This window comes from Leptothrix sp. (in: b-proteobacteria), from assembly GCF_965250675.1.
Taxonomy (GTDB): domain Bacteria; phylum Pseudomonadota; class Gammaproteobacteria; order Burkholderiales; family Burkholderiaceae_C; genus Sphaerotilus.
On sequence record NZ_CBDFPH010000002.1, the window covers coordinates 55004 to 80359 of the forward strand.

Here is a 25356-nt window from a genome sequence, read left to right on the forward strand (position 1 = left end):
ATTCAGGAAATTCGGAAAGTGTTCAGTGAAACAGGTCGAGCAGTTGGCGCGCGGCCACCGAGGCCGCCACGCGTCCGGCGCGCACCGCGTCGGTCAGGGCCGGCAAGGCAGTGCGTACGTCGGCATGGGCCTTGAAGCGCTGCTGCAGGCCGGCCTCGATGCGCTCCCACATCCAGGCCAGGCTCTGCTGCTGGCGCCGCTCGGCCAGCCGGCCGCTGGCGGCCTGCAGTTCGCGGAAGCGGCTCACGGCGGTCCAGAAGTCGCCCAGGCCGGCGCCTTTGAGCGCGCTCAACTGCATCACCTGCGGCGTCCACAGCGTGGCGCCCTGATGTGCGGCGGTGTCGCCATGCGCCGGCGCGTGGCGGCCGTGCTGGTCGTGCAGACCGAGCAGGCGCAGCGCACTGGCAATCTGCGCCTGGGCACGGGTGGCAGCGTGCACGTCAAGGTCGGCCTTGTTGATGACGACCAGGTCGGCCAACTCCATCACGCCCTTCTTGATCGCCTGCAGGTCGTCGCCGGCGTTGGGCAGTTGCAGCAGCACGAACATGTCGGTCATGGCGGCCACTGCCGTCTCGCTCTGGCCGACGCCCACGGTCTCGACGATGACGATGTCGTAGCCGGCGGCCTCGGCCACCAGCATGGCTTCACGGGTTTTTTCGGCCACGCCGCCGAGCGTGCCGCTGCTCGGGCTGGGGCGGATGTAGGCGCGCTCGTGCACGCTCAAGTGCTCCATGCGCGTCTTGTCGCCCAGGATCGAGCCGCCCGAGACGCTGCTCGACGGGTCGACCGCCAGCACCGCCACGCGGTGGCCCAGGCCGATCAGGTGCAGGCCCAGCACCTCGATGAAGGTCGACTTACCCACGCCCGGCACGCCCGAAATGCCGAGCCGGAAGCTGCGTCCGGTGTGCGGCAGCAGCGCGTTGAGCAGCGCATCGGCGCGCAGGCGGTGCTCGGGCCGGGTCGACTCCAGCAGCGTGATGGCCTTGGCCATGGCGCGGCGCTGCACGGCCTGCGTTTGGCCCGAGACATCACCCGTGATGCCGAGCGCCAGCATGCGTTCCGGCTCGGCCAGGTCGCTGAAATCCAGCGCGGCAGCGGCTTCAGTCATGGTCGGAAGGCTCAAGTGGCGGCTTGGGCCGGCCGGCGGAAGTACAGATCCCACTCGCCTTCGGCTTCCAGGATGAAACCGTGGCGCTGGTAGAAGCGCGTGGCGTCGCTGTGGCGTAGCGCGGTGACGTGCACCGGGCGCGCCTGCGCGTCGGCCTCGGCCAGCACCTGCCGCATCACCCAGCCACCGATGCCTTCGCCCTGCGCGCTCGGGTGGATGTAGAGGTGGTCCAGCAGCCAGTCGTGCTCGCGCGGAATCACCACCACGAAGCCCACCAGTTCGCCGTCACGCAGGATGTGGCGGGCATGCGCCGGGTTGTAGCCCCGGCTCAGGCGCTCGCGCACGCGCTGCGGGTCGAAGTGGCCGAAGCGCTCCAGGCTCTCGCGCATGGCGGCCATGCGCAGGGCGAGCAGCGATTCGAAATCGCCCTCACCCGCAGGAGCCAGCTCCAGCCGGGGCGATGACGGGACGGCAGACGTGGGTGAATTCATAGGCGACGAGCACTCCTGCAACAGACAGGTTTCAAGCCGGTGTGAGGCTGGCGCGGATCTGCTCCAGCACCGTCTTGGCCGAGGCCGGGATCGGCGTGCCGGGGCCGAAAATGCCCTTGACGCCCGCATCGAACAGGTAGCCGTAGTCCTGCGCCGGAATCACGCCACCCACGAAGACGATGATGTCGTCCGCGCCCTGCGCCTTGAGCGCCGCGATGATGGCCGGCACCAGCGTCTTGTGGCCGGCGGCGAGCGTGCTGACGCCCACGGCGTGCACGTCGTTCTCGATCGCCTGGCGGGCGCATTCCTCGGGCGTCTGGAACAGCGGGCCCATGTCGACGTCGAAGCCCAGATCGGCGAACGCGGTGGCCACCACCTTGGCGCCCCGGTCATGGCCGTCCTGGCCGAGCTTGGCGATCATCACGCGCGGGCGGCGGCCCTGATCTTCAGCGAAGGCCGCGATCTCACCCTGCAGCTTCTCCCAGCCCTCGGCCGAGTCGTAGGCGGCGGCGTAGACGCCGGTGACCTTCTGGATGTCGGCACGGTGGCGGCCGAAGATTTTCTCCAGTGCATCCGACACCTCACCCACCGTAGCACGCAGGCGGATCGCGTCGATCGACAAGGCCAGCAGGTTGCCCGTGCCGGATTCGGCTGCGTCGGTCAGCGCCTGCAGCGCGGCGGCGACGGTGGCGCTGTCGCGACGGGCCTTGATGGCCTGCAGCCGGGCGATCTGCGATTCACGCACGGCGACGTTGTCGACCTCGCGGATCTCGACCGGGTCTTCCTTGGCCAGCTTGTACTTGTTGACGCCGACGATCACGTCCTTGCCCGAGTCGATGCAGGCCTGCTTCTCGGCCGCGCTGGCCTCGATCTTGAGCTTGGCCCAGCCGGAGTCGACGGCCTTGGTCATGCCACCCATGGCCTCGACCTCTTCGATGATGGCCCAGGCCTTGTCGGCCATGTCCTGCGTGAGCTTCTCCATCATGAAGCTGCCGGCCCAGGGGTCGACCACGCTGGTGATGTGGGTCTCTTCCTGGATGATCAGCTGCGTGTTGCGGGCGATGCGGGCGCTGGTCTCGGTCGGCAGTGCGATCGCCTCGTCGAAGGCGTTGGTGTGCAGGCTCTGCGTGCCGCCGAAGACGGCGGCCATGGCCTCGACCGTGGTGCGCACGACGTTGTTGTACGGGTCCTGCTCGGTCAGCGACCAGCCCGAGGTCTGGCAGTGCGTGCGCAGCATCAGGCTCTTGGGGTTCCTGGCGTCGAAGCCCTTCATGATCCGGCACCACAGCAGGCGCGCGGCGCGCATCTTGGCAATCTCCAGATAGAAGTTCATACCGATGGCCCAGAAGAAACTCAGGCGGCCGGCAAACGCATCAACGTCCATGCCCTTGGCAATGGCGGTCTTGACGTATTCCTTGCCGTCGGCCAGCGTGAAAGCCAACTCCAGCGCCTGGTTCGCGCCCGCTTCCTGCATGTGGTAGCCGCTGATCGAGATCGAGTTGAACTTGGGCATGTGCGCCGCGGTGTACTCAATGATGTCGCCGATGATCTTCATCGACGGCTCGGGCGGGTAGATGTAGGTGTTGCGGACCATGAACTCCTTGAGGATGTCGTTCTGGATGGTGCCGCTGAGCTGGTCCTGCGATACGCCCTGCTCTTCCGCCGCGACGACATAACCCGCCAGCACCGGCAGCACCGCGCCGTTCATGGTCATCGAGACGCTGACCTTGTCGAGCGGAATGCTGTCGAACAGGATCTTCATGTCCTCGACCGAATCAATCGCCACGCCGGCCTTGCCGACGTCGCCGGTCACGCGCGGGTGATCGCTGTCATAGCCACGGTGCGTGGCCAGGTCAAACGCCACCGACACACCCTGACCGCCCGCAGCGAGCGCGCGGCGGTAGAAGGCATTGGATTCTTCGGCGGTCGAGAAGCCGGCGTACTGGCGGATGGTCCAGGGCCGCACCGCATACATCGTTGCCTGCGGGCCGCGAATGAAGGGCTCGAAGCCCGGCAGCGTGTCGGCGTAGGGCAGATCGGCCGTGTCGGCAGCGGTGTAAAGCGGCTTGACCGTGATGCCTTCCGGCGTGACCCAGTTCAACGCGGAAACGTCGCCGCCCGGTGCGGATTTGGCAGCAGCCTTGTGCCAAAGGTCGAGGGTGGACGGCTTGAACTCGGGTGCGGAAGACATGCGGTAACTCCTATTCGCCATCATGATACATGATGCATAATTATGAATTCAATAATGACGCACAGCTGACTCCTCTCCCGTGGCCTCTGCTTTTCATCCCGCCTCCGACACCACCCTGGCGCCCCGCGCGCTGTATCAAGAGGTGGCCGAGCGCCTGCGTGAGCAGATCTTCAACCGCGAGCTGGAGCCCGGCAGCTGGATCGATGAGCAGAAGCTGACGGCCGAATACGGCATCAGCCGCACGCCGCTGCGCGAGGCGCTCAAGGTGCTGGCCGTCGAAGGCCTGGTGACCATGAAGGTGCGGCGCGGCGCCTACGTCACCGAAATGTCAGCCGACGATGTGCGCCAGGTCTACCACCTGCTGGCCTTGCTGGAAAGCGACGCCGCCGGCGAAGTGGCCCGCAACGCCAGCACTGCCGACATTGCCCGCCTGCGCACGCTGCACGATCAACTGGAGCGCGAGGTGCAGCAGCGCGAATTCTTCTTCGCCACCAACGAGGCGTTTCACATGCAGTTGCTGGCCGCTGCCGGCAACCGCTGGCGCATCCAGATCGTGGCCGATCTGCGCAAGATGATGAAGCTCAACCGCCACCACTCGCTGTTCAAGCAAGGCCGCATGGCCGAATCGCTGGCCGAACACCGCGCCTTGATGACTGCGCTCGAAGCGCGCCAGGCCGACTTGGCTGCGCAACTCATGCGCGCTCACTTCGACAACGGCCTGGCTGCTGCCGCCAGTTGAACGCCTGTCGAACGCCTGTCGAACGCCAACCTCAGTTTGAGGTCAGCTTCCGGCCGCAAAGTCGCGGCAATTTGATTTCCACCCCTCATTTCTTTCGCATCCGAGGAGCAAAACCCCCATGAAAATCCACGAATACCAAGGCAAGGAAATCCTGCGCCAGTTTGATGTGCCGGTGCCGCGCGGCCATGCTGCGTTCACGGTGCAGGAGGCGGTGGAAGCCGCGCAGAAGCTGGGCGGACCCGTGTGGGTCGTCAAGGCGCAGATCCACGCTGGTGGGCGCGGCAAGGGCGGCGGCGTCAAGCTCGCACGCTCGATGGACGATGTGCGCAAGCTCGCCGAGGACATTCTCGGCATGCAGTTGGTCACCCATCAGACCGGCCCCGAAGGCCAGAAGGTGCGCCGCCTCTACATCGAAGACGGCGCCGACATCCAGAAGGAATACTACGTCTCGCTCGTGACCGACCGCGCCTCGCAGAAGGTCGCCTTCATCGCGTCCTCCGAGGGTGGCATGGACATCGAGGAGGTCGCCCACTCGACGCCCGAGAAGATCGTCACCGAAGTGATCGACCCGCTCACCGGCCTGGGCGCCGAGCAGGCCAGGAAGATTGCTGACGCCATCGGCCTGCCGGCCGACTCGACCGCGCAAGCCGTCACGCTGTTCCAGAACCTCTACCGCTGCTACATGGAGACGGACGCCTCGCTGGTCGAGATCAACCCGCTCAACCGTGACTCCAAGGGCAACCTGATCGCGCTGGACGCGAAGTTCAACTTCGACCCCAACGCCCTCTTCCGCCACCCCGAGATCGTGGCCTATCGCGATCTGGACGAGGAAGATCCGGCTGAAGTCGAAGCGTCGAAGTTCGATCTGGCCTACATCAGCCTCGACGGCAACATCGGCTGCCTGGTCAACGGCGCGGGCCTGGCGATGGCGACGATGGACACCATCAAGCTGTTCGGCGGCGAGCCGGCCAACTTCCTCGACGTGGGCGGTGGCGCCACGGCCGAGAAGGTGACCGAGGCGTTCAAGATCATGCTGAAGAACCCGGACGTCAAGGGCATCCTGGTCAACATCTTCGGCGGCATCATGAAGTGCGACACCATCGCCGAAGGCGTGATCGTGGCGTGCAAGGCCGTGAACCTCAGCGTGCCGCTGGTGGTGCGCATGAAGGGCACCAACGAGGACCTGGGCAAGGAGATGCTCAGCCGTTCGGGCCTGCCCATCATCGCTGCCAACACCATGGCCGAAGCCGCGACGGCGATCGTCGCCGCCGTGAAGTAAGCCGAAGGAACAAGAACATGTCGATTCTCATCAACAAAGACACGCGGGTCATCACCCAGGGCATCACCGGCAAGACCGGCCAGTTCCACACGCTGGGCTGCCAGGCGTATGCCAACGGCAAGAACGCTTTTGTGGCGGGTGTGAACCCGAAGAAGGCGGGCGAGAAGTTCTCGGACATCCCGATCTACGCGACCGTCAAGGAAGCCGCGCAGGCGCAAGGCGCGACCGTCAGCGTGATCTACGTGCCGCCCGCGGGCGCGGCGGCTGCGATCTGGGAGGCGGTCGAAGCCGACCTGGACCTGGCGATCTGCATCACCGAAGGCATCCCGGTTCGGGACATGCTGATGGTGCGCAACAAGATGAAGGCCAAGGAAGCGGCCGGCGGCAAGAAGACGCTACTGCTCGGCCCGAACTGCCCGGGCCTGATCACGCCCGAGGAAATCAAGATCGGCATCATGCCCGGCCACATCCACCGCAAGGGGCGCATCGGCGTGGTCTCCCGTTCGGGCACGCTGACGTATGAAGCGGTGGCGCAGTTGACCGAGATCGGCCTGGGTCAATCGAGCGCCGTCGGCATCGGCGGTGACCCGATCAACGGCCTGAAGCACATCGACGTGATGCGCGCCTTCAACGACGATCCGGACACCGACGCGGTCATCATGATCGGCGAGATCGGCGGCCCGGATGAGGCTGAAGCCGCACTCTGGTGCAAGGCCAACATGAAGAAGCCGATCGTGGGCTTCATCGCCGGTGTGACGGCCCCGGCCGGCAAGCGCATGGGCCACGCCGGTGCGCTGATCTCGGGTGGCGCGGACACAGCGGACGCCAAGCTCGCGATCATGGAGGAGTGTGGCTTCACCATCACGCGCAACCCCTCCGAGATGGCTCGGCTGTTGAAGGCGATGCTGTAAGGGGAATCGGATGCAGGGGTGGCTTTTGCTGCTCCTGCAAAAGACAAAAAAGCCGCTCAGTGAGCGGCTTTTTGTTGGGCGACGTGCAGATCAGCGCTGGCTGAGCGGCTTGACGTCACGTGAAGCCGAGCCGGCGAACAGCTGACGCGGACGGCCGATCTTGTACTCGGGGTCGCCGATCATTTCGTTGAGCTGCGCAATCCAGCCGACGGTGCGGGCCAGCGCGAAGATCGCGGTGAACAGGCTCACCGGGATGCCGATGGCGCGCTGCACGATGCCCGAGTAGAAGTCGACGTTCGGGTAGAGCTTGCGGGCGACGAAGTATTCGTCTTCCAGCGCGATCTTCTCCAGCGACATCGCCAGCTTGAACATCGGATCGTTTTCCAGGCCCAGGGCGCCGAGCACCTCGTGGCAGGTTTCGCGCATCAGCTTGGCGCGCGGATCGTAGTTCTTGTAGACGCGGTGGCCGAAGCCCATCAGCTTGACGCCGGAGTTCTTGTCCTTGACCTTGCTGATGAAGTCACCGATCTTCTCGACGCCACCCATCTTCTGGATGTCGCCCAGCATGTTCAGGCAAGCCTCGTTGGCGCCACCGTGGGCAGGGCCCCACAGGCAGGCCACGCCGGCGGCGATGGCCGCAAACGGGTTGGTGCCCGACGAGCCGCACAGGCGAACCGTGGAGGTCGATGCGTTCTGCTCGTGGTCGGCGTGCAGGATGAAGATGCGGTCGAGCGCGCGAACCACCACGTCGTTGGGGACGTAGTCTTCGCACGGCGTTGCGAACATCATGTGCATGAAGTTCGCCGAGTAGCTCAGGTTGTTCTTCGGGTACATGTACGGCTGGCCAGCCGAGTACTTGTACGCCATCGCGACCAGCGTGGGCATCTTGGCAATCAGGCGGATCGCGGCGATGTCGCGGTGCTCCGGATTGTTGATGTCGGTGCTGTCGTGATAGAAGGCCGACAACGCGCCGACCAGGCCGGTCATGACCGCCATCGGGTGCGCGTCACGGCGGAAGCCGCGCAGGAAGAACTGCATCTGCTCGTTGACCATCGTGTGATTGGTCACGCGCGCGGTGAATTCGGTCTTCTGCGTCTCGTTGGGCAGCTCTCCGTAGAGCAACAGGTGGCAGGTTTCCAGGAAGTCGCAATTGACTGCCAACTGCTCGATCGGGTAGCCGCGATAGAGCAGCTCGCCCTTGTCACCATCGATGTAGGTGATGGCGGAGTTGCACGATGCGGTGCTCAGGAAGCCCGGGTCGTAGGTGAACTTGCCGGTCTGGGCGTACAGCTTGCGGATGTCGATGACATCCGGGCCGATGGTGCCCTTGTAAAGCGGCAGCTCCATGCTGGGGCTGCCGTCCGAGAACGATAACGTGGCCTTCACGTCAGACGGGGTCATCATGGCGGTTTCCTCTCAAGTCAACAAATCGGAGCGGCGGGGCATCAGCGCTGCGCGGATGTCATGCTGACGTCGCGCAGCTGCGCCAGAACTTCCTGCACCTCGGGGCGAGTCAAATCGTCGCCCTCGGGCTCGCGGCGTGCGAGCAGGAGATCCAGCAAATCGTTATCAGCCAAATCCATCAGGACAGTCATGCCGTTGGCTTGGCCGACGGTCATGCTGTCTTCGTAACGCTGGAAAAAGCGCTCGATGAAAAGATCGTTTTCCAGCAGGCCGCGGCGGCACCGCCACCGAAGCTTGCTGAGGGCACGTTCACCGAGCGGGGTTTGATCCATGGCGTTGCCTAAGTCGAAGTTGCACAGCGCTCAGACAGCGCGGCGCACCATCATTTCCTTGATCTTGCCGATGGCCTTGGTCGGGTTCAGACCCTTCGGGCAAACATCGACGCAATTCATGATGGTGTGGCAGCGGAACAGGCGGTACGGGTCTTCAAGGTTGTCCAGACGCGCGGCCGTGTCCTGGTCGCGGCTGTCGGCAATGAATCGATAAGCCTGCAGCAGGCCAGCCGGGCCGACGAACTTGTCCGGGTTCCACCAGAAGCTCGGGCAGCTGGTCGAGCAGCTCGCGCACAGGATGCACTCGTAGAGGCCGTTGAGCTCGTCGCGCTCTTCGGGGCTCTGCAGGCGCTCGGTCTCGGGCGGAATTTCTTCGTTGACGAGGTAGGGCTTGATCGAGTTGTACTGCTTGAAGAACTGGGTCATGTCCACGATCAGATCGCGGATGACCGGCAGCCCCGGCAGCGGCTTGAGCACGATCACGCCCGGCAGGTCGCGCATATTGGTCAGGCAGGCCAGACCGTTCTTGCCGTTGATGTTCATCGCGTCCGAACCGCACACGCCTTCGCGGCATGAACGGCGGTAGCTCAGGGCCGGATCGACCTCCTTGAGCTTGATGAGCGCGTCGAGCAGCATGCGCTCGCTGCCGTCAAGCTCGACCTCGATGGTCTGCATGTACGGCTTCGCGTCCTTATCAGGGTCGTAGCGGTAGATCTGGAAAGTGCGCTTCTGGGCCATGTGGTTTTACTCCTGCAACGCGCTTAGAAGGTACGAACCTTGGGCGGGACGGACGCGACCGTCAGCGGCTTGAGGTTGACCGGCTTGTAGGACAGGCTGTTGGTCGCGCTGTCCCACAGGGTGTGCTTCATCCACTCGGCGTCATTGCGGCCGAGCGGGAACTGGGCGTCGTCGGCGGCGCGCTCGTAGTCGTTGACGGTGTGGGCGCCACGGCATTCCTTGCGCGCAGCGGCCGAGGTCATCGTCGCCTGGGCGGCTTCGATCAGGTTCTCGACTTCCAGCGCCTCGATGCGGGCGGTGTTGAAGACCTTGGACTTGTCCTTGAGCGTGATGGCCTCGACCCGTGCGCGCAGCGCATTGATCTTGACCACGCCTTCGTCCATCGACGCCTGGGTGCGGAACACGCCGGCGTGCAGCTGCATGGCGCTGCGGATGTCGTTGGCGACGTTCTGCGCGTATTCGCCGCTGTTGGAGCTGTCCAGACGCGCCAGGCGGGCCAGCGAGTTCTCGGCCGCATCCTTGGGCAAGGCCTTGTGCGACTTGGGCGAGCTCTTGAGCGCGTCGACGATGTGGTTGCCGGCCGCGCGGCCGAACACCAGCAGGTCCAGCAGCGAGTTGGTGCCCAGGCGGTTGGCGCCGTGCACCGACACGCAGGAGCATTCGCCCACGGCGTAGAGGCCGTTGACGATGCTCTTGTAGTCGTCGCCCTTGGGCGTGACGACCTGGCCGTTGATGTTGGTCGGGATGCCACCCATCTGGTAGTGGATGGTCGGCACCACGGGGATCGGCTCCTTGGTGATGTCGACGTTGGCGAAATTGTGGCCAATCTCGAACACCGACGGCAGGCGCTTCAGGATGGTGTCGCCGCCCAGGTGGGTCATGTCGAGCACGACGTGGTCCTTGTTGGGACCGCAGCCGCGACCTTCCTTGATCTCCTGGTCCATGCAGCGCGAGACGAAGTCGCGCGGTGCCAGGTCCTTGAGCGTGGGCGCGTAGCGCTCCATGAAGCGCTCGCCGTTGCTGTTGCGCAGGATGGCGCCTTCGCCACGGCAACCTTCGGTCAGCAGCACGCCCGCGCCGGCCACGCCGGTCGGGTGGAACTGCCAGAACTCCATGTCCTGCAACGGGATGCCGGCGCGCGCCGCCATGCCCAGGCCGTCGCCGGTGTTGATGAAGGCGTTGGTGCTGGCCGCGTAGATGCGACCAGCGCCGCCGGTGGCCAGCAGCACGCTCTTGGCTTCGAGGATGTGGACCTCGCCGGTCTCCATCTCGAGCGCGGTCACGCCGACCACGTCGCCTTCGGCGTCACGGATGATGTCGAGCGCCATCCATTCAACGAAGAAGTTGGTGCGCGACTTGACGTTCTGCTGGTAGAGCGTGTGCAGCATCGCGTGACCGGTACGGTCAGCGGCAGCGCAGGCGCGCTGCACCGGCTTCTCGCCGTAGTTGGCGGTGTGGCCGCCGAACGGACGCTGGTAGATGGTGCCGTCGGCGTTGCGGTCGAACGGCATGCCGAAGTGCTCAAGCTCGTAGACGACCTTGGGCGCTTCGCGGCACATGAACTCGATCGCGTCCTGGTCGCCCAGCCAATCGGAGCCCTTGATGGTGTCGTAGAAGTGATAGTGCCAGTTGTCTTCCGACATGTTGCCCAGCGAGGCACCGATGCCACCCTGGGCGGCCACGGTGTGCGAGCGGGTCGGGAAGACCTTGGACAGCACGGCCACGTTCAGGCCGGCGCGCGACAACTGCAACGAAGCGCGCATGCCGGAACCACCGGCACCGACGATGACCACGTCGAACTTGCGACGCGGCAAAGAGCTAGCAACAGACATCAGAGCCTCCAGAGAACTTGCACTGCCCAGCCGGCGCAGCCGACGAGCCAGACGATGGTCAACACGTGCAGCGTCAGGCGCACGGCCACCGGCTTGACGTAATCCATCCAGATGTTGCGCACGCCAATCCAGGCGTGCCACGCCAACGAGATGATCAGCACAAAGGTCAGCGTCTTCATCCACTGCTGCGAGAAGATGCCCGCCCAGCGGTCATAGCCGAGCGGCCCGCCCAGCAGCACCTGCGCCAGCAGGGCGATGGTGAAGAGCGCCATCAGCGTGGCTGTTGCGGATTGGGCCAGCCAGTCGCGCAAACCGTAGTGCGCGCCAGCGACCACGCGCTTGGATCCGTAATTCTTGGACATAGGGGTCTTGTCTTGTTGGATCTTGTTGGAGATAGCCGAAGCCGGGAGGATCGGCTCAGTACAAACCGAACAGCTTGGCGCCCAGCGCTACGGTCAGCACCACGCTGGAGACCAGCGTGATGACGGCCGAACTGTGGCCCTGCTGCTTGCTCACGCTGTGGGTGGCATCCATCCAGAGGTGGCGCACACCGGCGATGAAGTGGTGCAGATAGCCCCAGATCAGCGCCAGCGCGATCAGCTTGATGAACCAGCCCGGCAGCGGACCTGCACCGGCGGCGAACACGGCCGTGAAGGTCTCGTAGCTGATCTCGGAGGTCAGGCTGGTGTCGAACATCCAGATGATGAACGGCAGCAGCACGAACAGCAGTACGCCACTGATGCGATGCAGGATCGACACGATGCCTGCCGGGGGCAACCGATAACTGACGATATCGGTCACATGGATGTTGCGATAAACCGGTCTGGGTGTAGGGGTGATATCTGCCATGTCGTGCCTTATGTAATCAACGCGAAACCATTCATGATTTTATTGCAATGCAACAAGACCTCGTCTTGCAGGCTGTTTGAATCAGCCGATCGTTCAACTCAATTCGTTGCGGTAGTGATGCGTTTCGGTGTTGTAGAGACCGCGGCGCAATTCCACCGGCTTGTCGCCGTAGGTCAGCGCCAGCCGCTCCACGCTCAACAGCGGCGCGCCCACCGGTACTTGCAACACAGGTGCCACAGTCGCATCGGCGGCCACGGCACGAATTTTTTCTTCAGCGCGAATCATGCGCACGCCAAACTCCGACTCGAACAGGCTGTAAAGCGGCCCACGGTACTCACTCAGGCGCTCGGCCGTCAGCCCCTTGAACAAATGGCCGGGCAGCCAGATGTCATCGAGCACCAGCGGCCGCCCGCCCTGCGCCAGGGTGCGCCGGATCTGCACCGCCACATCACCAGCGCGCAATTCCAGCGCCCGCGCCACATCAGCCGGTGCCCGCATGCGACGGCAGTCGAGGAAATCGCGCTGCATCGGCTGCGGACCCTCAGCCCCTTCGGACTGCAGGCGCAGGAAACGGTATTGAATCTTTTCTTCGTTGTGCGTCGCGACGAACGTGCCCTTGCCTTGACGCCTCACCAGCAGATTTTCAGCCGCAAGTTCGTCAATAGCCTTACGAACCGTGCCTTGGCTGACGCGAAAACGGCCGGCCAGTTCCAGCTCGCTCGGAATCGCCTCGCCGGGCTTCCACTCGCCCGCCTGCAGGCCGCGCATGATCAGGCTCTTGATCTGGCGGTAGAGCGGGCTGAAGGCAGGCCCCGACTCGCCGGCCGGGTCGGCAGCAGTCGATGCAGGTGGAGGCGCGGTTTGCGGCATGGCCGGCATTCCAGCACAAGCCGGCCGCTGCGGGCAACACTCTTCAATAGATGTCTTATATAAGACATAAGATTATTGACAGATTTGAGGGTGAACCCCTAGACTGCGCGACACTTCGGCTCCCACGCCGTACGGCCGACGGCAGACGCTGCCGCGACCGGTCTCTGGTTCCACCCACCTCGTTTTCACTCGCTTCCCAGGAGTTCTCCCATGAGCAAGAGTCCCGTCCGTGTTGCCGTTACCGGCGCTGCTGGCCAGATCGGTTACGCCCTGCTGTTCCGCATTGCCTCCGGCGAAATGCTGGGCAAAGACCAGCCCGTCATCCTGCAATTGCTGGAAGTGCCGATGGAGAAGGCCCAGGAAGCGCTCAAGGGCGTGATCATGGAGCTCGAAGACTGCGCCTTCCCGCTGCTGGCCGGCATCGAAGCGCACAGCGACCCGCTGGAAGCCTTCAAGGACACCGACTACGCCCTGCTGGTCGGCTCGCGTCCGCGCGGCCCCGGCATGGAGCGCGCCGAACTGCTGTCGATCAACGGCGCCATCTTCACCGCCCAGGGCAAGGCCCTGAACGCGGTCGCATCGCGCAACGTCAAGGTGCTGGTCGTCGGCAACCCCGCCAACACCAACGCCTACATCGCAATGAAGGCAGCGCCGGATCTGCCAGCCAAGAACTTCACCGCCATGCTGCGCCTGGACCACAACCGCGCGCTGAGCCAGATCGCCGCCAAGACCGGCAAGCCGGTGGCTGCGATCGAGAAGCTGGCCGTGTGGGGCAACCACTCGCCGACCATGTACGCCGACTACCGCTACGCCACCATCGACGGCGCCTCGGTCAAGGACATGATCAACGACAGCGTCTGGAACAAGGACGTGTTCCTGCCGACCGTCGGCAAGCGCGGCGCCGCGATCATCGCTGCGCGCGGCGTGTCGTCGGCCGCTTCGGCTGCCAACGCGGCCATCGACCACATGCGCGACTGGGCCCTGGGCACCAATGGCAAGTGGGTCACGATGGGCGTGCCGTCCAACGGCGAATACGGCATCCCCAAGGAAGTCATGTTCGGCTACCCCGTCACCTGCGAAGGTGGCGAGTACAAGATCGTCGAAGGCCTCGAAATCGACGCCTTCAGCCAGGAATGCATCGACAAGACCCTGGCCGAGTTGACCGGCGAGCAAGACGGCGTCAAGCACCTGCTCTGATCGCGTCAGCGGGTTCACAATCAAAGCCGACCGCTCAGGTCGGCTTTTTTCATTCGACGCCATGAATGCCATTGCCATGCCCCTCGCTGCCACCAAGGTTCACCCCCGCCTCGCACTGTTTGATGCTGACGAGATCGCCACCAGCCTGCCGGTCTGCGACCACTACTGCGGGGTCGAGGCGCGCATGCGCAAGAGCCTGGAACTGCAGGCCGAACTCGGCCCGGTGTTCGACGTCACGCTCGATGCCGAAGACGGCGCCCCGGTAGGCGGCGAGTTGGAGCACATCGCGCTGATCAGCGAGTTGATCAACTCGCCGCAGAACCGGCATGGCCGTGTCGGCGCGCGCGTGCAGGCGGTGGGCCACCCGAAATTCGAGGCGATGGTGGATCTGCTGGTGCAGCAAGCCGGCCAGCGAACGGCATACATCATGGTGCCCAAGCCGCGCGATGTTGCCGATCTGCAACAGGCGATCACCGCCATCGACGCCGCCAGCGCCCGCCATGGCATCCACCACGCCATTCCCGTCCACGCGCTGGTCGAAACCCACGGCGCGCTGCGCGACGTGTTTGCCATGGCGGCGCTGCCGCGCATCGAGTCGCTGTCGTTCGGGCTGATGGACTTCGTCTCGGCACACCGGGGCGCGATTCCGCACAGCGCCATGAGCGTCAAGGGCCAGTTCGAGCACCCGCTGGTGCTGCGCGCCAAGCTGGAAATCTCGGCCGCCTGCCACGCCGCCGGCAAGACGCCGTCGCACTGTGTCGTCACCGAGTTCAAGCACAAGGCCGCGCTGCAGGAGGCCGCCACGCAGGCATCGCGGCAACTGGGCTACACGCGCATGTGGAGCATCCACCCCGACCAGATCCAGCCTATCGTCGATGCGTTTGCGCCCACCACGGCAGAGATCGATCTGGCGGTGGAGATCATCCTGGCCGCGCAAGCCGCCCAATGGGGGCCGATCCGCTACCGCCACGGCGGCCAGGACACGCTGCACGACCGGGCCAGCTTCCGCTACTTCTGGCAGGTGCTGGAACGCGCCCATCGCACCTCGCTGGCGCACGCACCGCAACTGCCCGCTGAAGTACGTAGCGCGTTTTTCGCGGACTGAACCACCGCCGGAAACGTTGTCATACGACAACACTTACCACGCCATGAACCCATGAACAGCGCCGGGAATCTGGCAACTTGTGAGCAATCGCAGCCATTCGGCCACCCAGCAGCAGCAGATGGAAGCAACTTGCAACGTTCGTGACCGATGTCGCGCCAACAATGCGCCCATCTTGCAGTTCACCCGGAGTCACCCCTCGATGTCTACCTCCTCTTTCATGCGCAGCCTGCTGCTCGGCGTTGCTGCCACCACCGCCCTGCTGAGCGCCGGCAATGCGCTCGCCGTTGACGCGCCCGCCAAGAAAAAAGCCGCAGCCAAGGCCCCTGCGCCCCTGCCCGACCTGAACGAAGAGCAGATCGCCACCAGCGAGCGCGTGCTCACCGGCCTGCAGGAATGCGAGTTCAACCAGAAGGTCGAGATCAACCCCGGCGACAAGCCCGGCTACTTCAAGGTCGCCTTCAAGGGCAAGAACTACACGCTGGCACCGGAGGCCACCACCACCGGCGCCGTCCGCCTCGAAGACAAGAAGGCCGGCATCGTGTGGTTGCAGATTGCCAACAAGTCGATGCTCATGAACGCCAAGATCGGCCAGCGCATGGTCGACGAGTGCATTCACCCCAGCCAGAAAATCTGAGTCTGACAACGCGCTGAATCCAGCGCCAAGATCGGTTCACGGGCCGCCCTTCGGGGCGGCTTTGTCTTTTTTGCAGCAAGCCAGCGGGCTGCCGTCACTTTGGGACTTGGCAAGTCTTATATAAGACATAAAATCTAGTGCTAACCCGGAGACAAAGGCGTCGCCCAGTTTCCGAGGCCTTTGCCACACCGCACGGAGCCCTTTCATGCTGCAAGCCTATCGCCAACACGTTGCTGAGCGCGCTGCGCTCGGTATCCCGCCGCTCGCGCTGGACGCCACGCAAACCTCGGAACTGATCGAGCTGATCAAGAACCCGCCCGCTGGCGAAGACGCCTTCCTGCTCGACCTGCTGACGCACCGCGTGCCCCCGGGCGTGGATGACGCCGCCAAGGTCAAGGCCAGCTTCCTGGCTGCCGTCGCCCATGGCGAGCTGAGCGTGGCGCTGATCTCCAAGGCCAAGGCCACCGAACTGCTCGGCACCATGGTGGGCGGCTACAACGTCCACCCGCTGATCGAGTTGCTGGATGACGCCGACGTGGCTGGCGTGGCCGCCGCCGCGCTGAAGAAGACGCTGCTGATGTTCGACTTCTTCAACGACGTCGCTGAAAAAGCCAAGGCCGGCAACGCCTTTGCCAAGGACGTGATGCAGAGCTGGGCTGACGCGGAGTGGTTCACCACCCGCCCCGAAGTCGAGAAGAAGATCACCGTCACCGTCTTCAAGGTGCCCGGCGAGACCAACACCGACGACCTGTCGCCCGCGCCCGATGCCTGGAGCCGCCCGGACATTCCGCTGCACTACCTGGCGATGCTGAAGAACACCCGCGACGGCGCGGCCTTCAAGCCCGAGGAAGACGGCAAGCGCGGCCCGATGCAGTTCATCGAGGACCTGAAGAAGAAGGGCCACCTGGTCGCCTACGTCGGCGACGTCGTCGGCACCGGTTCGAGCCGCAAGTCGGCCACCAACTCGGTGATCTGGGCCACCGGCCAGGACATCCCCTTCGTGCCGAACAAGCGCTTCGGCGGCGTCACGCTGGGCGGCAAGATCGCGCCGATCTTCTTCAACACCCAGGAAGACTCGGGCTCGCTGCCGATCGAGGTCGACGTCGGTGCCTTCGAGATGGGCGATGTCATCGACATCCTGCCCTACGACGGCAAGATCATGAAGAACGGCGCGGTCGCTGCCGAGTTCAAGCTCAAGAGCGATGTGCTGTTCGACGAAGTGCGCGCCGGTGGCCGCATCAACCTGATCATCGGCCGCTCGCTGACCGCCAAGGCACGCGAGTTCCTGGGCCTGCCCGCCAGCACGCTGTTCCGCCTGCCGTCGGCCCCGGTGGCCACCAACGCCGGCTTCACGCTGGCGCAGAAGATGGTCGGCCGCGCCGTCGGCCTGCCGGAAGGCCAGGGCGTGCGCCCGGGCACCTACTGCGAACCGAAGATGACGACGGTCGGCAGCCAGGACACCACCGGCCCGATGACCCGCGACGAGCTGAAGGACCTGGCCTGCCTGGGCTTCTCGGCCGACCTGGTGATGCAGTCGTTCTGCCACACCGCCGCCTACCCCAAGCCGGTGGACGTCAAGACCCACCGCGATCTGCCGGCCTTCATCAGCAACCGCGGCGGCGTCAGCCTGCGCCCGGGCGACGGCGTGATCCACAGCTGGCTCAACCGCCTGCTGCTGCCTGACACCGTCGGCACCGGCGGCGACAGCCACACGCGCTTCCCGATCGGCATCAGCTTCCCGGCCGGCTCCGGCCTGGTCGCCTTCGGCGCAGCCACCGGCGTGATGCCGCTGGACATGCCCGAATCGGTGCTGGTGCGCTTCAAGGGCGAGATGCAGCCTGGCATCACGCTGCGCGATCTGGTGCACGCGATTCCGCTGTACGCCATCCGCGCCGGTCTGCTGACCGTGGCCAAGGCCGGCAAGAAGAACGTGTTCTCGGGCCGCATCCTTGAAATCGAAGGCCTGCCTGACCTGAAGGTCGAGCAAGCGTTCGAACTGTCGGATGCATCCGCCGAGCGCTCGGCTGCTGGCTGCACCGTCAAGCTCAACCCGGCTCCGATCAAGGAATACCTCACCAGCAACGTCGTGCTGATGAAGAACATGATCGCCGACGGTTACGCCGACGCACGCACGCTGGCCCGCCGCATCGAGAAGGTCGAGGCCTGGCTCGCCAACCCGAACCTGCTCGAAGCCGACAAGGACGCCGAATACGCCGCCGTGATCGAAATCGACCTGGCCGACCTGACCGAGCCGGTGCTGTGCTGCCCGAACGATCCGGACGACGCCAAGCTGCTGTCGGAAGTGGCTGGCGCCAAGATCGACGAGGTCTTCATCGGTTCGTGCATGACCAACATCGGTCACTTCCGGGCTGCGTCGAAGCTGCTCGAAGGCAAGCGCGACATTCCCGTCAAGCTGTGGATCGCACCGCCCACCAAGATGGACGCCGCCGAACTCACCAAGGAAGGCCACTACGGCGTCTTCGGCACGGCTGGTGCGCGCACCGAAATGCCGGGCTGCAGCCTGTGCATGGGCAACCAGGCGCAAGTGCGCGAAGGCGCGACCGTGGTCTCCACCAGCACCCGCAACTTCCCGAACCGCCTGGGCAAGAACACCAACGTGTACCTGGCCTCGGCTGAGCTGGCCGCGATTGCCTCCAAGATCGGCCGCATCCCGACCGTGGCGGAATATCAAGCCGACATGGGCGTGATCAACAAGGACGGCAGCAAGATCTATCAGTACCTGAACTTCGACCAGATCTCGGAGTACGCCGACACGGCCAAGGGCGTGACGGCCTGAGCTGAATCTGCCTGATCGAGGCTGAAGGTCCAAGGCCCGCCGGGGTGACCCGGCGGGCCTTTTTCATTGGCACAAATTGAGTTCCGGCGTGATGCCGCCGTCACCCGACTGCACGCCGATGCAACCCAGCATGGAGGCGAACAGGTTGTGGTGCCCGGCCTGACCGGGTTTCAACCCGGCGCTGCGGGCCTTCAGGCGCTCGAAGCCTGCGGCCAGGACCGGGTCGGCCAGAAAGCGGTCACTGGCCCAGAACACCAGCGGCACCTGGCGCTGCTCGGGCGGGGCGATACGCTTGGGCGTGGCGTGGAAGTGGGCTTGATCGTCGATCGATTCGCCATGGTCGGACGAATAGACCACCAGCGCGCGGCGCTGGCGCACGGTGTCGCGCACGGCCTGCAGCACGTGGTCGGTGTAGGCGATGCTGTTGTCGAAGGCATTGAGAAACTCGTCACGGCTGCAGGCGGCGTTGGTGCTGGTGCACTCCGGCGCCCAGCGCGCGAATTCGCGCGGGTAGCGCTGCGAATACAGGTAATGCGAGCCCTTGGTGTGCAGGATCACCAGTTGCGGGGTGGCCCCCCGTTGCTCGTGCTGCGCCACAGCGCGTGCCAGTTCGGGCACCAGCAGCATGTCGTGCGCCGGCCGACCCTGGTTTTCGGGCTGGGCCACGATCACCTCGCGCAGCTTGTAGAAATCGGCGCCCGTGCGGCTGTAGAAACCCACCTCGCTCTGCAGGCCGAACAGGTCGATGCGGAAGCCCAGCTTGCGGTAGACCGAGAACACGTCGCGCTCCTGCACCGAGTCGGGCGCCAGTTGCTCGCCCGGTGTGATGCCTTCAGGCCGCACGAACATGCATGCCAGCGACAGCTTGGTCGATGTGTCGCACGACTGCGCCGCCAGCGCCACCAGGTTGGATTCCCGCGCCATCTGCGGCGTGGTGTCACGATCGTGGCCCAGCACGCCAAAGCGGTCGTAGCGGGCGGTTTCACCCAGCACGAACACCACCACCAGTTCATCAAGCGGGGTTGCTGGTGCGTAGCTGAACTGCTGTGCCGGATCGATCAGGTGCTGCTCATCCTGCCGCGCCTGCCAGGCCCGGTTGGCGACCATGCCAACGCCGGCCAGCCAGTTGCTCGGCACATAGGTGTGGGCCGCCACGCCAGCCAGGTCCATGCCCGGCCCCTGACCCTCGCCCTGCATGTGACGGCTCAAGCCGCCCAGTGACTTCTGCGCCAGCACCAGCATGGCCAGCGCCACCGCACAGCCCCCCAGCACGCGCAGCAGGGCGACGCCGGCGCGCTCATGCCGCCACCAACTCAACGCAACGCCCCGGCGCCACCACCACAGTGCGGGCAACCAGCCCAGCAGCAGCCACCAGGCGAAGAAGCCCGCGCCCATCACCTCATGCGACAGATCGTGGTCGGTGGTGAACAGCGCCTGCACCACGCCGAAGCCGATCACCACGTTGAACATCGCCATGTAGTAGGCGCAGGCCGCGCTGGCCAGGATCAGCAGGCAGCCCAGCAACCGCACCGTCCAGCGCCCCAGCAGGTGCGACATCCCCAACAGCAGCGCGCACAAGCCCGCCACCAGCAGGCCTTCACTCAACAACCCCCAAGCCGCCACATGCGGCGCGACATGGTCATAAACACCGCCCAGGCGCCGCCACATCACCGGCAGGTTGAACAGCAATCCCAGCCACAACACCAGGGAGATCGGAGCGAACAGCGGGCTGTTGCCCCACCGCCGCGACACACGAAACAACATTTCAGCCTTTGAATCGATTCAAGCCCCGGATTTTCATCGACCCGACACTTTCGTAAAAGCTGGAATGCCCTAGATGCGTTGCGGCATGATCCGCGCCACTTCCATCCTGGCTACACCATGAACGACCTACCCGATTTGCCCGACACGCCCACCGGCCACTACCGCCACTACAAAGGCGGCGAATACGAAGTCATCGGCGCCGCCCGCCACAGCGAAACGCTGGAACCCCTGGTCGTCTACCGCCCGCTCTACAACGCCAGCGGACTGTGGGTGCGGCCGCATGCGATGTTTTTTGGGGAATTGGTGGTGGAAGGCGCACGGGTGCAGCGGTTTCAGCGTATTTCGACCGAAAGCTGAACCGCTTTATCCAGTTTGTAGGCGTCAAGTTCAACCGCGACAGTCGCAACATCATCGGCTTTGCGGTCGAGTCTTTGCCCGGCGGCTGCCCTCTCCCCCTTTGAAAAAGAAGACCGGGGGATTTGGTTTTTTTTGCCGTGGCGCGGGCTGCGGTCGCTCTACAGACTTCGAAGGCAACGGTGAGTGCGCCACTAAACTGGCAAAACCATCACTCTTCACCGTCTTTGAATGAAAAAACGCTACGCCTTTGCCGCCGTTGCGGCAATGGTCACCCTGGTGGTGGTCCTCAATCAAAAGTCGGTGACTGAGAAATACGCCACCGCCGTGGCCGACCACACCGCCGGCAGCTGGCACACCTTGCATGTCATTCAGCCCAGCTTCGTGGGCGTGCTGCTCAACGCCATACCAGGGTTTCACCTCGCCGGCCTGCTCTTTGACAGCCTCAATGTCTACCAGTCCATCCCCGAAGTCATCCTGGGTAACGGCGCGCTGGTCGCGGGTGCCCGCGCCTGTCCAGGCTTGGTGCAGGCTGAAGACGAAGCCCTTTTCTGGGCCTGGGAAGACGGTCACCAGCGCGAAGTCACCGACAGCTTCGTCCTGTTCCTGCAAGGCAAACACGACAACCGTGAAAACGGCGCCCAGTTTCAGCGGCAATTGACGGTGGCCGCGCACCAGCACATGCGCTCCAAAGTGCAGCAAAAAATGGTGTCCAAGGTCGCTACCAAGATCGGCCTGAAGGCGGGCACCAAGGCCGTGGTGGGTTTCGTGCCTTTGGTCGGGCCGGTGGTGGCAGGCATCTACAACTACGTGCTACTCGATGGCATCCACGACCACGCCATCGACTACTTTCAAGCCAAGGCCCGACTCGTCTGCGCGATCAAGTAGTACTCGCCGTCCTTGCACTCCGGCAGGCTCAGCCACTACGGCGGCACAGAGCCGAGTCATCGACGGCCCCCTAGCGCTCCACCGCCTCAGTACGCCTGCCGGTCAAACAGCACCAGCTTGAGCGTGCGCGCCACGATGCGCAGGTCCAGCGTCAGCGACCAGTTGCGCAGGTAATCGATGTCGTGCTCCACGCGGGCCTGCATCTTCTCGATCACGTCGGTCTCGCCCCGGTGTCCGTTGACCTGCGCCCAGCCCGTGATGCCCGGTTTCACCTTGTGCCGCACCATGTAGGCATCCACGATCCTGCGGTATTGCTCGTTGTGCGCCACCGCATGCGGGCGGGGCCCCACGATGCTCATGCGCCCCTGCAGCACGTTGATGAACTGAGGCAACTCATCCAGCGACGTCCGCCGGATGAACGCCCCGAACGGCGTGATGCGCGGGTCACCCCGCGTGGCCTGCTTGACCACCACGCCGTTGTCCATCGTCCGCATCGAGCGGAACTTGTACACCGTGATCTCCTTGCCATCCAGCCCATTGCGCCGCTGCTTGAACACCACCGGCCCAGGTGAACTCAGCTTCACGCCGATGGCCACCGCCGCCAGCAGCGGCAGGATCAGCACCGTGATCACGCTGCCCAGCACCACGTCGGATGCGCGCTTGACCAAACCATTGATGCCCACGAACGGGCTCTCCAGCAGGCTCACCACCGGCATGCCGTCCATCGTGCGCATGCGGCCCTGCACCGCATTGATGCCGGCCAGGTCGGGCACGTAGAAGATCGATACCGCCGTGTCGTGCAACTCACTCAACAAGCGCGTGATGCGCGGCTGCACGCTCAGCGGCAACGTGATGTAGACGTCCTTCACATTGCGCTGCCGCACCATCGCCGCCAGGTCATCCAGCCGGCCCACGATGTGCGGGCGGGTGCCCTCGGCACAGCGGTCCTGATCGCGGTCTTCCAGGTAGCCGGCAAAGTCCACCCCCTGCCCCACCCGGTTGAGCAACACCTGCGCGGTGCGGGCGCCCACGGCACCGGCGCCAATCACCAGCGCCGTGCGGCGCAACTCGGGGTTGGCCAGCCGGGCCTGAATCAGCCTGCGGCCCAGCCGCGTCGCCGCCAGCTGCGCCACCGGCGTCAACACCGCCCAGCCCACCAGCACCTGCGGGTTGAAGAACTTGAAACTGTCGGTGGCAAACCCGCACAGCATCAGCACGCTCAGCGCCGCCACCCAGGCAGCCAGCGTGTCGGTGGCGGCGTTCAGGAATGACTCATGAAACCGGCTGGTGCCCGGAAACAGCAACAGCACCGTCATGCTGCCCAGCAGCGCCACTGCCCGGTTCATCGGCTCACCCAGCGCATGCTGCATGGCCAGCAGCACCGCGACGGCCAACAGCGGCTCCTGCAAAGCTGCCACCGCCACACGCTGCGACGGGGGCGGTGGCGTAAATCCCACCTGATCGCCCCGCACACCGCCGCCCATCGGCTGAAACAGCGGGCTTGCCAGCCCCAGGGGCTGACGCACGTTTGATTTGATTGACATTTTTGTTCTCCCACTGGTGCGACCCAGACCGCCTTGGTGACCAGCACACCGCCAGCGTACTGAACGCAGGGCTGTTGCACACCTAGTCCATCAACATAGACGCCACACCTCTTCTATGCCCAGACCGCTCACCGTGAGAAATTGCCAAATCCAGCTTGTGACGCTGTGTAGATACTGCAGGCCAATACACAACGCGCACCAGCGCACCCTGCCGCCAGGGCCGCGACCTGTGCGGCTGGATGGAGCAGGCGCTGCGCGCCTGGCTGGGCGCAGGCCCCGTGCCCTCGCTGCTACCGGTGCTCTGATCTAGGCGCCGCAGGCGCCTCATCACCACTACGGATCTCGGCAAGACGCGCTTGCGAGGTGGCTGCTGCTGCGCTGTCAAGGTGGGGGGGGGGCTGAATACGTACCAGATCGTCTACCGCCTCTTCCCCCAAGAAGAAACCCAAGGGCTTGATGTGTGGCGTGATCATCTGGGCGATGGTGCCGGATCAGGATCGCGGCGGTGAGGGGCACTTCACTTTTGAATCCGCCAAGTGCCCTCTGCCGCAATCATTTTTTTGTATGACACCATGAACATATGCAACTAATGGAAAGCGTTCGCACAACCGACTTACTATCCAGCCGAAGATTATTATCGATGCGAGTGTAGCTACGAAAGCTAACGCTGCTGGGGCAGATATCTTATTCCAGAAAAAATCCATAATTACTATTACTGTTTGATGCCAAAGGAAGTAGACAATTACGTATTGTGATGAATACCTCCTCAATTCGGAATCCTTATTCAAATACTTCTTGAATAATCCGACGATTGCAATTACCGAAAAAAACTGGAATATACCGAATCCGATATAGTTATAGGGCGATATACCAAATTTTGCCTCACTAGCCTTCAATGATATATAGGCCAATACACAAAGTGAAGTCAAGGCGACAGATTTTCTACTGACCGCCTGCCAACCCACCTCCGCTTTAGCAAAAATACGTCCAAGGAGGAAAAATATAAGGGAAACAGCAGCAATTGAGGATATTGGCGAGAAGCGGAAATCTTGCGGTTGATATTTAAGCCATACAAGCGTTCGAATGGCTAGTGCGGCACAAAGACCAATGCCCAGTAAAGTGGCGAAGCGCCACGCATGACGGCCAGAAATAACGTATTCTTGAGCCCGACAGATAGGCATGGCAAATATTGTGAGTACTAGCAATGTAAAAAAAGCCAAATAGCCGAGATACCATAGATGCTTCCATGCGAGCAGGCTCACGCAGACGTCGTCAGCGCATATATCTCTTGGCCGAAAGCAATCAAAAATCAAGAACACAAAAAAATTATTTTGATAATTAACTTTCTGTATTAACTCAATATAAATCTGTGGCGGGACTATGATTGCTATGCCAAAGGCCAGTGGTGTTAGTATCCGCTTCAGACGTTTTATCACGGAGCGGATGTCATGATTGCTGTTGGCGCCCAGTCCACCGACAATACCGGAAATGAAGAAGAATAGCGCCGTCCGCCAAGCAGTCCAAGTCATAGACTCAGAAGGGATTGGATTTGTAACGGAGTAATTAATCACCCAGCGTTGATCGGTGAATGGTAGCATTGAATGGAACACAACAACTACCACCAAGGCAAATATTCGAACCCAGTCGTACTCCATCTTTCTAATCACAGAACCACCTTTGATTCTTGTCTGGTCATGTATTTAAATTCGCTCGTGTCTATTGCTCTCTCTATGATGGCCGGATTCCCAGCATATATGCCGGCTGTTTCAAACGAAAGGCCTGGCCGCACAACTGAGCCCGCCGATATTACCGACTGATTCGGCACGATTGCTCCGGGAAGTATTATCACCCCTGTGCCGACAAAAGAGTATTCGCCAATATCGATGTTGCGAATTGTTTGGATTCCCTCTCGCATATTTATCGAGTGGGTAAACATTTGGGAGCGCACACCTGCGAAAGTGCAGAATCGATGCAAAGTGATGACGCCGTTGCAGTCGATGTAATGTCTGTTCGTGATAGCGGCACCGTCATGGAGAAAGAGTGATCGCTGTGCGTTTTGATCAGCGCTGGCCATACGGCCACTGATCCAATTGAGATTCCCTACTAACGCATTTTCATCAAGCTTAAGAAGCTTCAGGCCTGATATGAAATTAAGGTGTCCGATCCTAGCGTGCTTGTCTAGTTCTAATCGGTCAACAAGAATGAGGCTTAAGCCCAATCGAGATTCACGATGTATGCTATGCCCACAGAGGTTTAAGATCACGCGTCGAGCGGCAAAAGGCAAAATTAACCCCAACAATTGCAGACCAAATCTGATTCGGTTTTTCAT

General features: G+C 63.2%; 23 protein-coding genes. 9 read left to right on the top strand and 14 right to left on the bottom strand.

What is annotated here, in order from left to right:
- Positions 1-22 precede the first annotated feature (22 nt).
- The 3 genes from meaB to scpA form a co-directional block, all read right to left on the bottom strand.
- Positions 23-1054 carry a methylmalonyl Co-A mutase-associated GTPase MeaB gene (meaB, locus tag AC5IG3_RS04415; RefSeq protein WP_491905281.1) on the bottom strand — a complete coding sequence of 344 codons (1032 nt, stop codon included), beginning with the start codon at positions 1052-1054 and terminating at the stop codon, positions 23-25.
- A 65-nt stretch (positions 1055-1119) separates the two neighbouring features.
- Positions 1120-1599 (bottom strand): GNAT family N-acetyltransferase, encoded by a 480-nt coding sequence (locus tag AC5IG3_RS04420; protein WP_491905098.1) that lies wholly within the window; start codon positions 1597-1599, stop codon positions 1120-1122.
- Between the two features lie 31 nt (positions 1600-1630).
- On the bottom strand, positions 1631-3790 hold the full coding sequence (scpA, locus tag AC5IG3_RS04425; RefSeq protein ID WP_491905099.1) for a methylmalonyl-CoA mutase: 2160 nt from the start codon (positions 3788-3790) through the stop codon (positions 1631-1633).
- 79 nt (positions 3791-3869) lie between these two features.
- Here scpA and AC5IG3_RS04430 point away from each other — a divergent pair, with 79 nt between their 5' ends.
- The 3 genes from AC5IG3_RS04430 (at position 3870) to sucD (ending at position 6719) form a co-directional block, all read left to right on the top strand.
- A complete protein-coding gene (locus tag AC5IG3_RS04430; protein WP_491905100.1) occupies positions 3870-4529 on the top strand; it encodes a GntR family transcriptional regulator in 660 nt (219 codons plus the stop codon).
- A 118-nt stretch (positions 4530-4647) separates the two neighbouring features.
- Positions 4648-5808 (top strand): ADP-forming succinate--CoA ligase subunit beta, encoded by a 1161-nt coding sequence (sucC, locus tag AC5IG3_RS04435; RefSeq protein WP_491897037.1) that lies wholly within the window; start codon positions 4648-4650, stop codon positions 5806-5808.
- A gap of 17 nt (positions 5809-5825) precedes the next feature.
- Positions 5826-6719, top strand: a complete 894-nt coding sequence (sucD, locus tag AC5IG3_RS04440) for a succinate--CoA ligase subunit alpha (protein WP_491897036.1) — start codon at positions 5826-5828, stop codon at positions 6717-6719.
- Positions 6720-6809: 90 nt separating this feature from the next.
- On the opposite strand, the gene AC5IG3_RS04445 is transcribed toward sucD, so the two are convergent.
- From AC5IG3_RS04445 to AC5IG3_RS04475, 7 genes are all read right to left on the bottom strand, one after another.
- Positions 6810-8120, bottom strand: coding sequence for a citrate synthase (locus AC5IG3_RS04445; RefSeq protein WP_491905282.1), 1311 nt, complete (start codon positions 8118-8120; stop codon positions 6810-6812).
- A 44-nt stretch (positions 8121-8164) separates the two neighbouring features.
- On the bottom strand, positions 8165-8455 hold the full coding sequence (locus AC5IG3_RS04450; RefSeq protein WP_491905101.1) for an FAD assembly factor SdhE: 291 nt from the start codon (positions 8453-8455) through the stop codon (positions 8165-8167).
- Positions 8456-8485: 30 nt separating this feature from the next.
- Positions 8486-9193 carry a succinate dehydrogenase iron-sulfur subunit gene (locus tag AC5IG3_RS04455; protein WP_491905102.1) on the bottom strand — a complete coding sequence of 236 codons (708 nt, stop codon included), beginning with the start codon at positions 9191-9193 and terminating at the stop codon, positions 8486-8488.
- Positions 9194-9216: 23 nt separating this feature from the next.
- Positions 9217-11025: a succinate dehydrogenase flavoprotein subunit gene (gene sdhA / locus AC5IG3_RS04460; protein ID WP_491905103.1), complete on the bottom strand. Its 1809-nt coding sequence runs from the start codon at positions 11023-11025 to the stop codon at positions 9217-9219.
- Positions 11025-11387 (bottom strand): succinate dehydrogenase, hydrophobic membrane anchor protein, encoded by a 363-nt coding sequence (gene sdhD, locus AC5IG3_RS04465; protein ID WP_491905104.1) that lies wholly within the window; start codon positions 11385-11387, stop codon positions 11025-11027. The genes sdhA and sdhD overlap by 1 nt, the downstream gene beginning before the upstream one ends.
- A 55-nt stretch (positions 11388-11442) precedes the next feature.
- The gene (gene sdhC / locus AC5IG3_RS04470) at positions 11443-11874 is read right to left on the bottom strand and encodes a succinate dehydrogenase, cytochrome b556 subunit (RefSeq protein ID WP_491905105.1); all 432 of its coding nucleotides are present in this window, start codon (positions 11872-11874) and stop codon (positions 11443-11445) included.
- 93 nt (positions 11875-11967) lie between these two features.
- Positions 11968-12744: a GntR family transcriptional regulator gene (locus tag AC5IG3_RS04475; protein WP_491905106.1), complete on the bottom strand. Its 777-nt coding sequence runs from the start codon at positions 12742-12744 to the stop codon at positions 11968-11970.
- A gap of 210 nt (positions 12745-12954) precedes the next feature.
- Here AC5IG3_RS04475 and AC5IG3_RS04480 point away from each other — a divergent pair, with 210 nt between their 5' ends.
- The 4 genes from AC5IG3_RS04480 to acnB all read left to right on the top strand — a co-directional run bounded on the left by AC5IG3_RS04480 (position 12955) and on the right by acnB (position 18477).
- A complete protein-coding gene (locus tag AC5IG3_RS04480) occupies positions 12955-13941 on the top strand; it encodes a malate dehydrogenase (protein ID WP_491905107.1) in 987 nt (328 codons plus the stop codon).
- 76 nt (positions 13942-14017) lie between these two features.
- Positions 14018-15046 (top strand): HpcH/HpaI aldolase/citrate lyase family protein, encoded by a 1029-nt coding sequence (locus AC5IG3_RS04485; RefSeq protein ID WP_491905108.1) that lies wholly within the window; start codon positions 14018-14020, stop codon positions 15044-15046.
- Between the two features lie 199 nt (positions 15047-15245).
- Complete coding sequence (locus AC5IG3_RS04490) at positions 15246-15680, top strand: hypothetical protein (protein ID WP_491905109.1); 435 nt, start codon at positions 15246-15248, stop codon at positions 15678-15680.
- A 205-nt stretch (positions 15681-15885) separates the two neighbouring features.
- The gene (gene acnB, locus AC5IG3_RS04495; RefSeq protein WP_491905110.1) at positions 15886-18477 is read left to right on the top strand and encodes a bifunctional aconitate hydratase 2/2-methylisocitrate dehydratase; all 2592 of its coding nucleotides are present in this window, start codon (positions 15886-15888) and stop codon (positions 18475-18477) included.
- A 63-nt stretch (positions 18478-18540) separates the two neighbouring features.
- Here the strand turns inward: acnB and eptB are convergent, their stop codons facing one another.
- On the bottom strand, positions 18541-20241 hold the full coding sequence (eptB, locus tag AC5IG3_RS04500) for a kdo(2)-lipid A phosphoethanolamine 7''-transferase (RefSeq protein WP_491905111.1): 1701 nt from the start codon (positions 20239-20241) through the stop codon (positions 18541-18543).
- 117 nt (positions 20242-20358) lie between these two features.
- Here eptB and AC5IG3_RS04505 point away from each other — a divergent pair, with 117 nt between their 5' ends.
- Positions 20359-20598, top strand: a complete 240-nt coding sequence (locus AC5IG3_RS04505) for a DUF1653 domain-containing protein (RefSeq protein ID WP_491905112.1) — start codon at positions 20359-20361, stop codon at positions 20596-20598.
- A gap of 228 nt (positions 20599-20826) precedes the next feature.
- Positions 20827-21483, top strand: coding sequence for a hypothetical protein (locus AC5IG3_RS04510; protein WP_491905113.1), 657 nt, complete (start codon positions 20827-20829; stop codon positions 21481-21483).
- An 86-nt stretch (positions 21484-21569) separates the two neighbouring features.
- Here the strand turns inward: AC5IG3_RS04510 and AC5IG3_RS04515 are convergent, their stop codons facing one another.
- The 3 genes from AC5IG3_RS04515 to AC5IG3_RS04525 form a co-directional block, all read right to left on the bottom strand.
- Positions 21570-23027, bottom strand: coding sequence for an undecaprenyl-phosphate glucose phosphotransferase (locus tag AC5IG3_RS04515; RefSeq protein WP_491905114.1), 1458 nt, complete (start codon positions 23025-23027; stop codon positions 21570-21572).
- A gap of 491 nt (positions 23028-23518) precedes the next feature.
- Positions 23519-24682 carry an acyltransferase family protein gene (locus AC5IG3_RS04520; RefSeq protein WP_491905115.1) on the bottom strand — a complete coding sequence of 388 codons (1164 nt, stop codon included), beginning with the start codon at positions 24680-24682 and terminating at the stop codon, positions 23519-23521.
- 8 nt (positions 24683-24690) lie between these two features.
- On the bottom strand, positions 24691-25356 hold the full coding sequence (locus AC5IG3_RS04525; RefSeq protein WP_491905116.1) for an acyltransferase: 666 nt from the start codon (positions 25354-25356) through the stop codon (positions 24691-24693).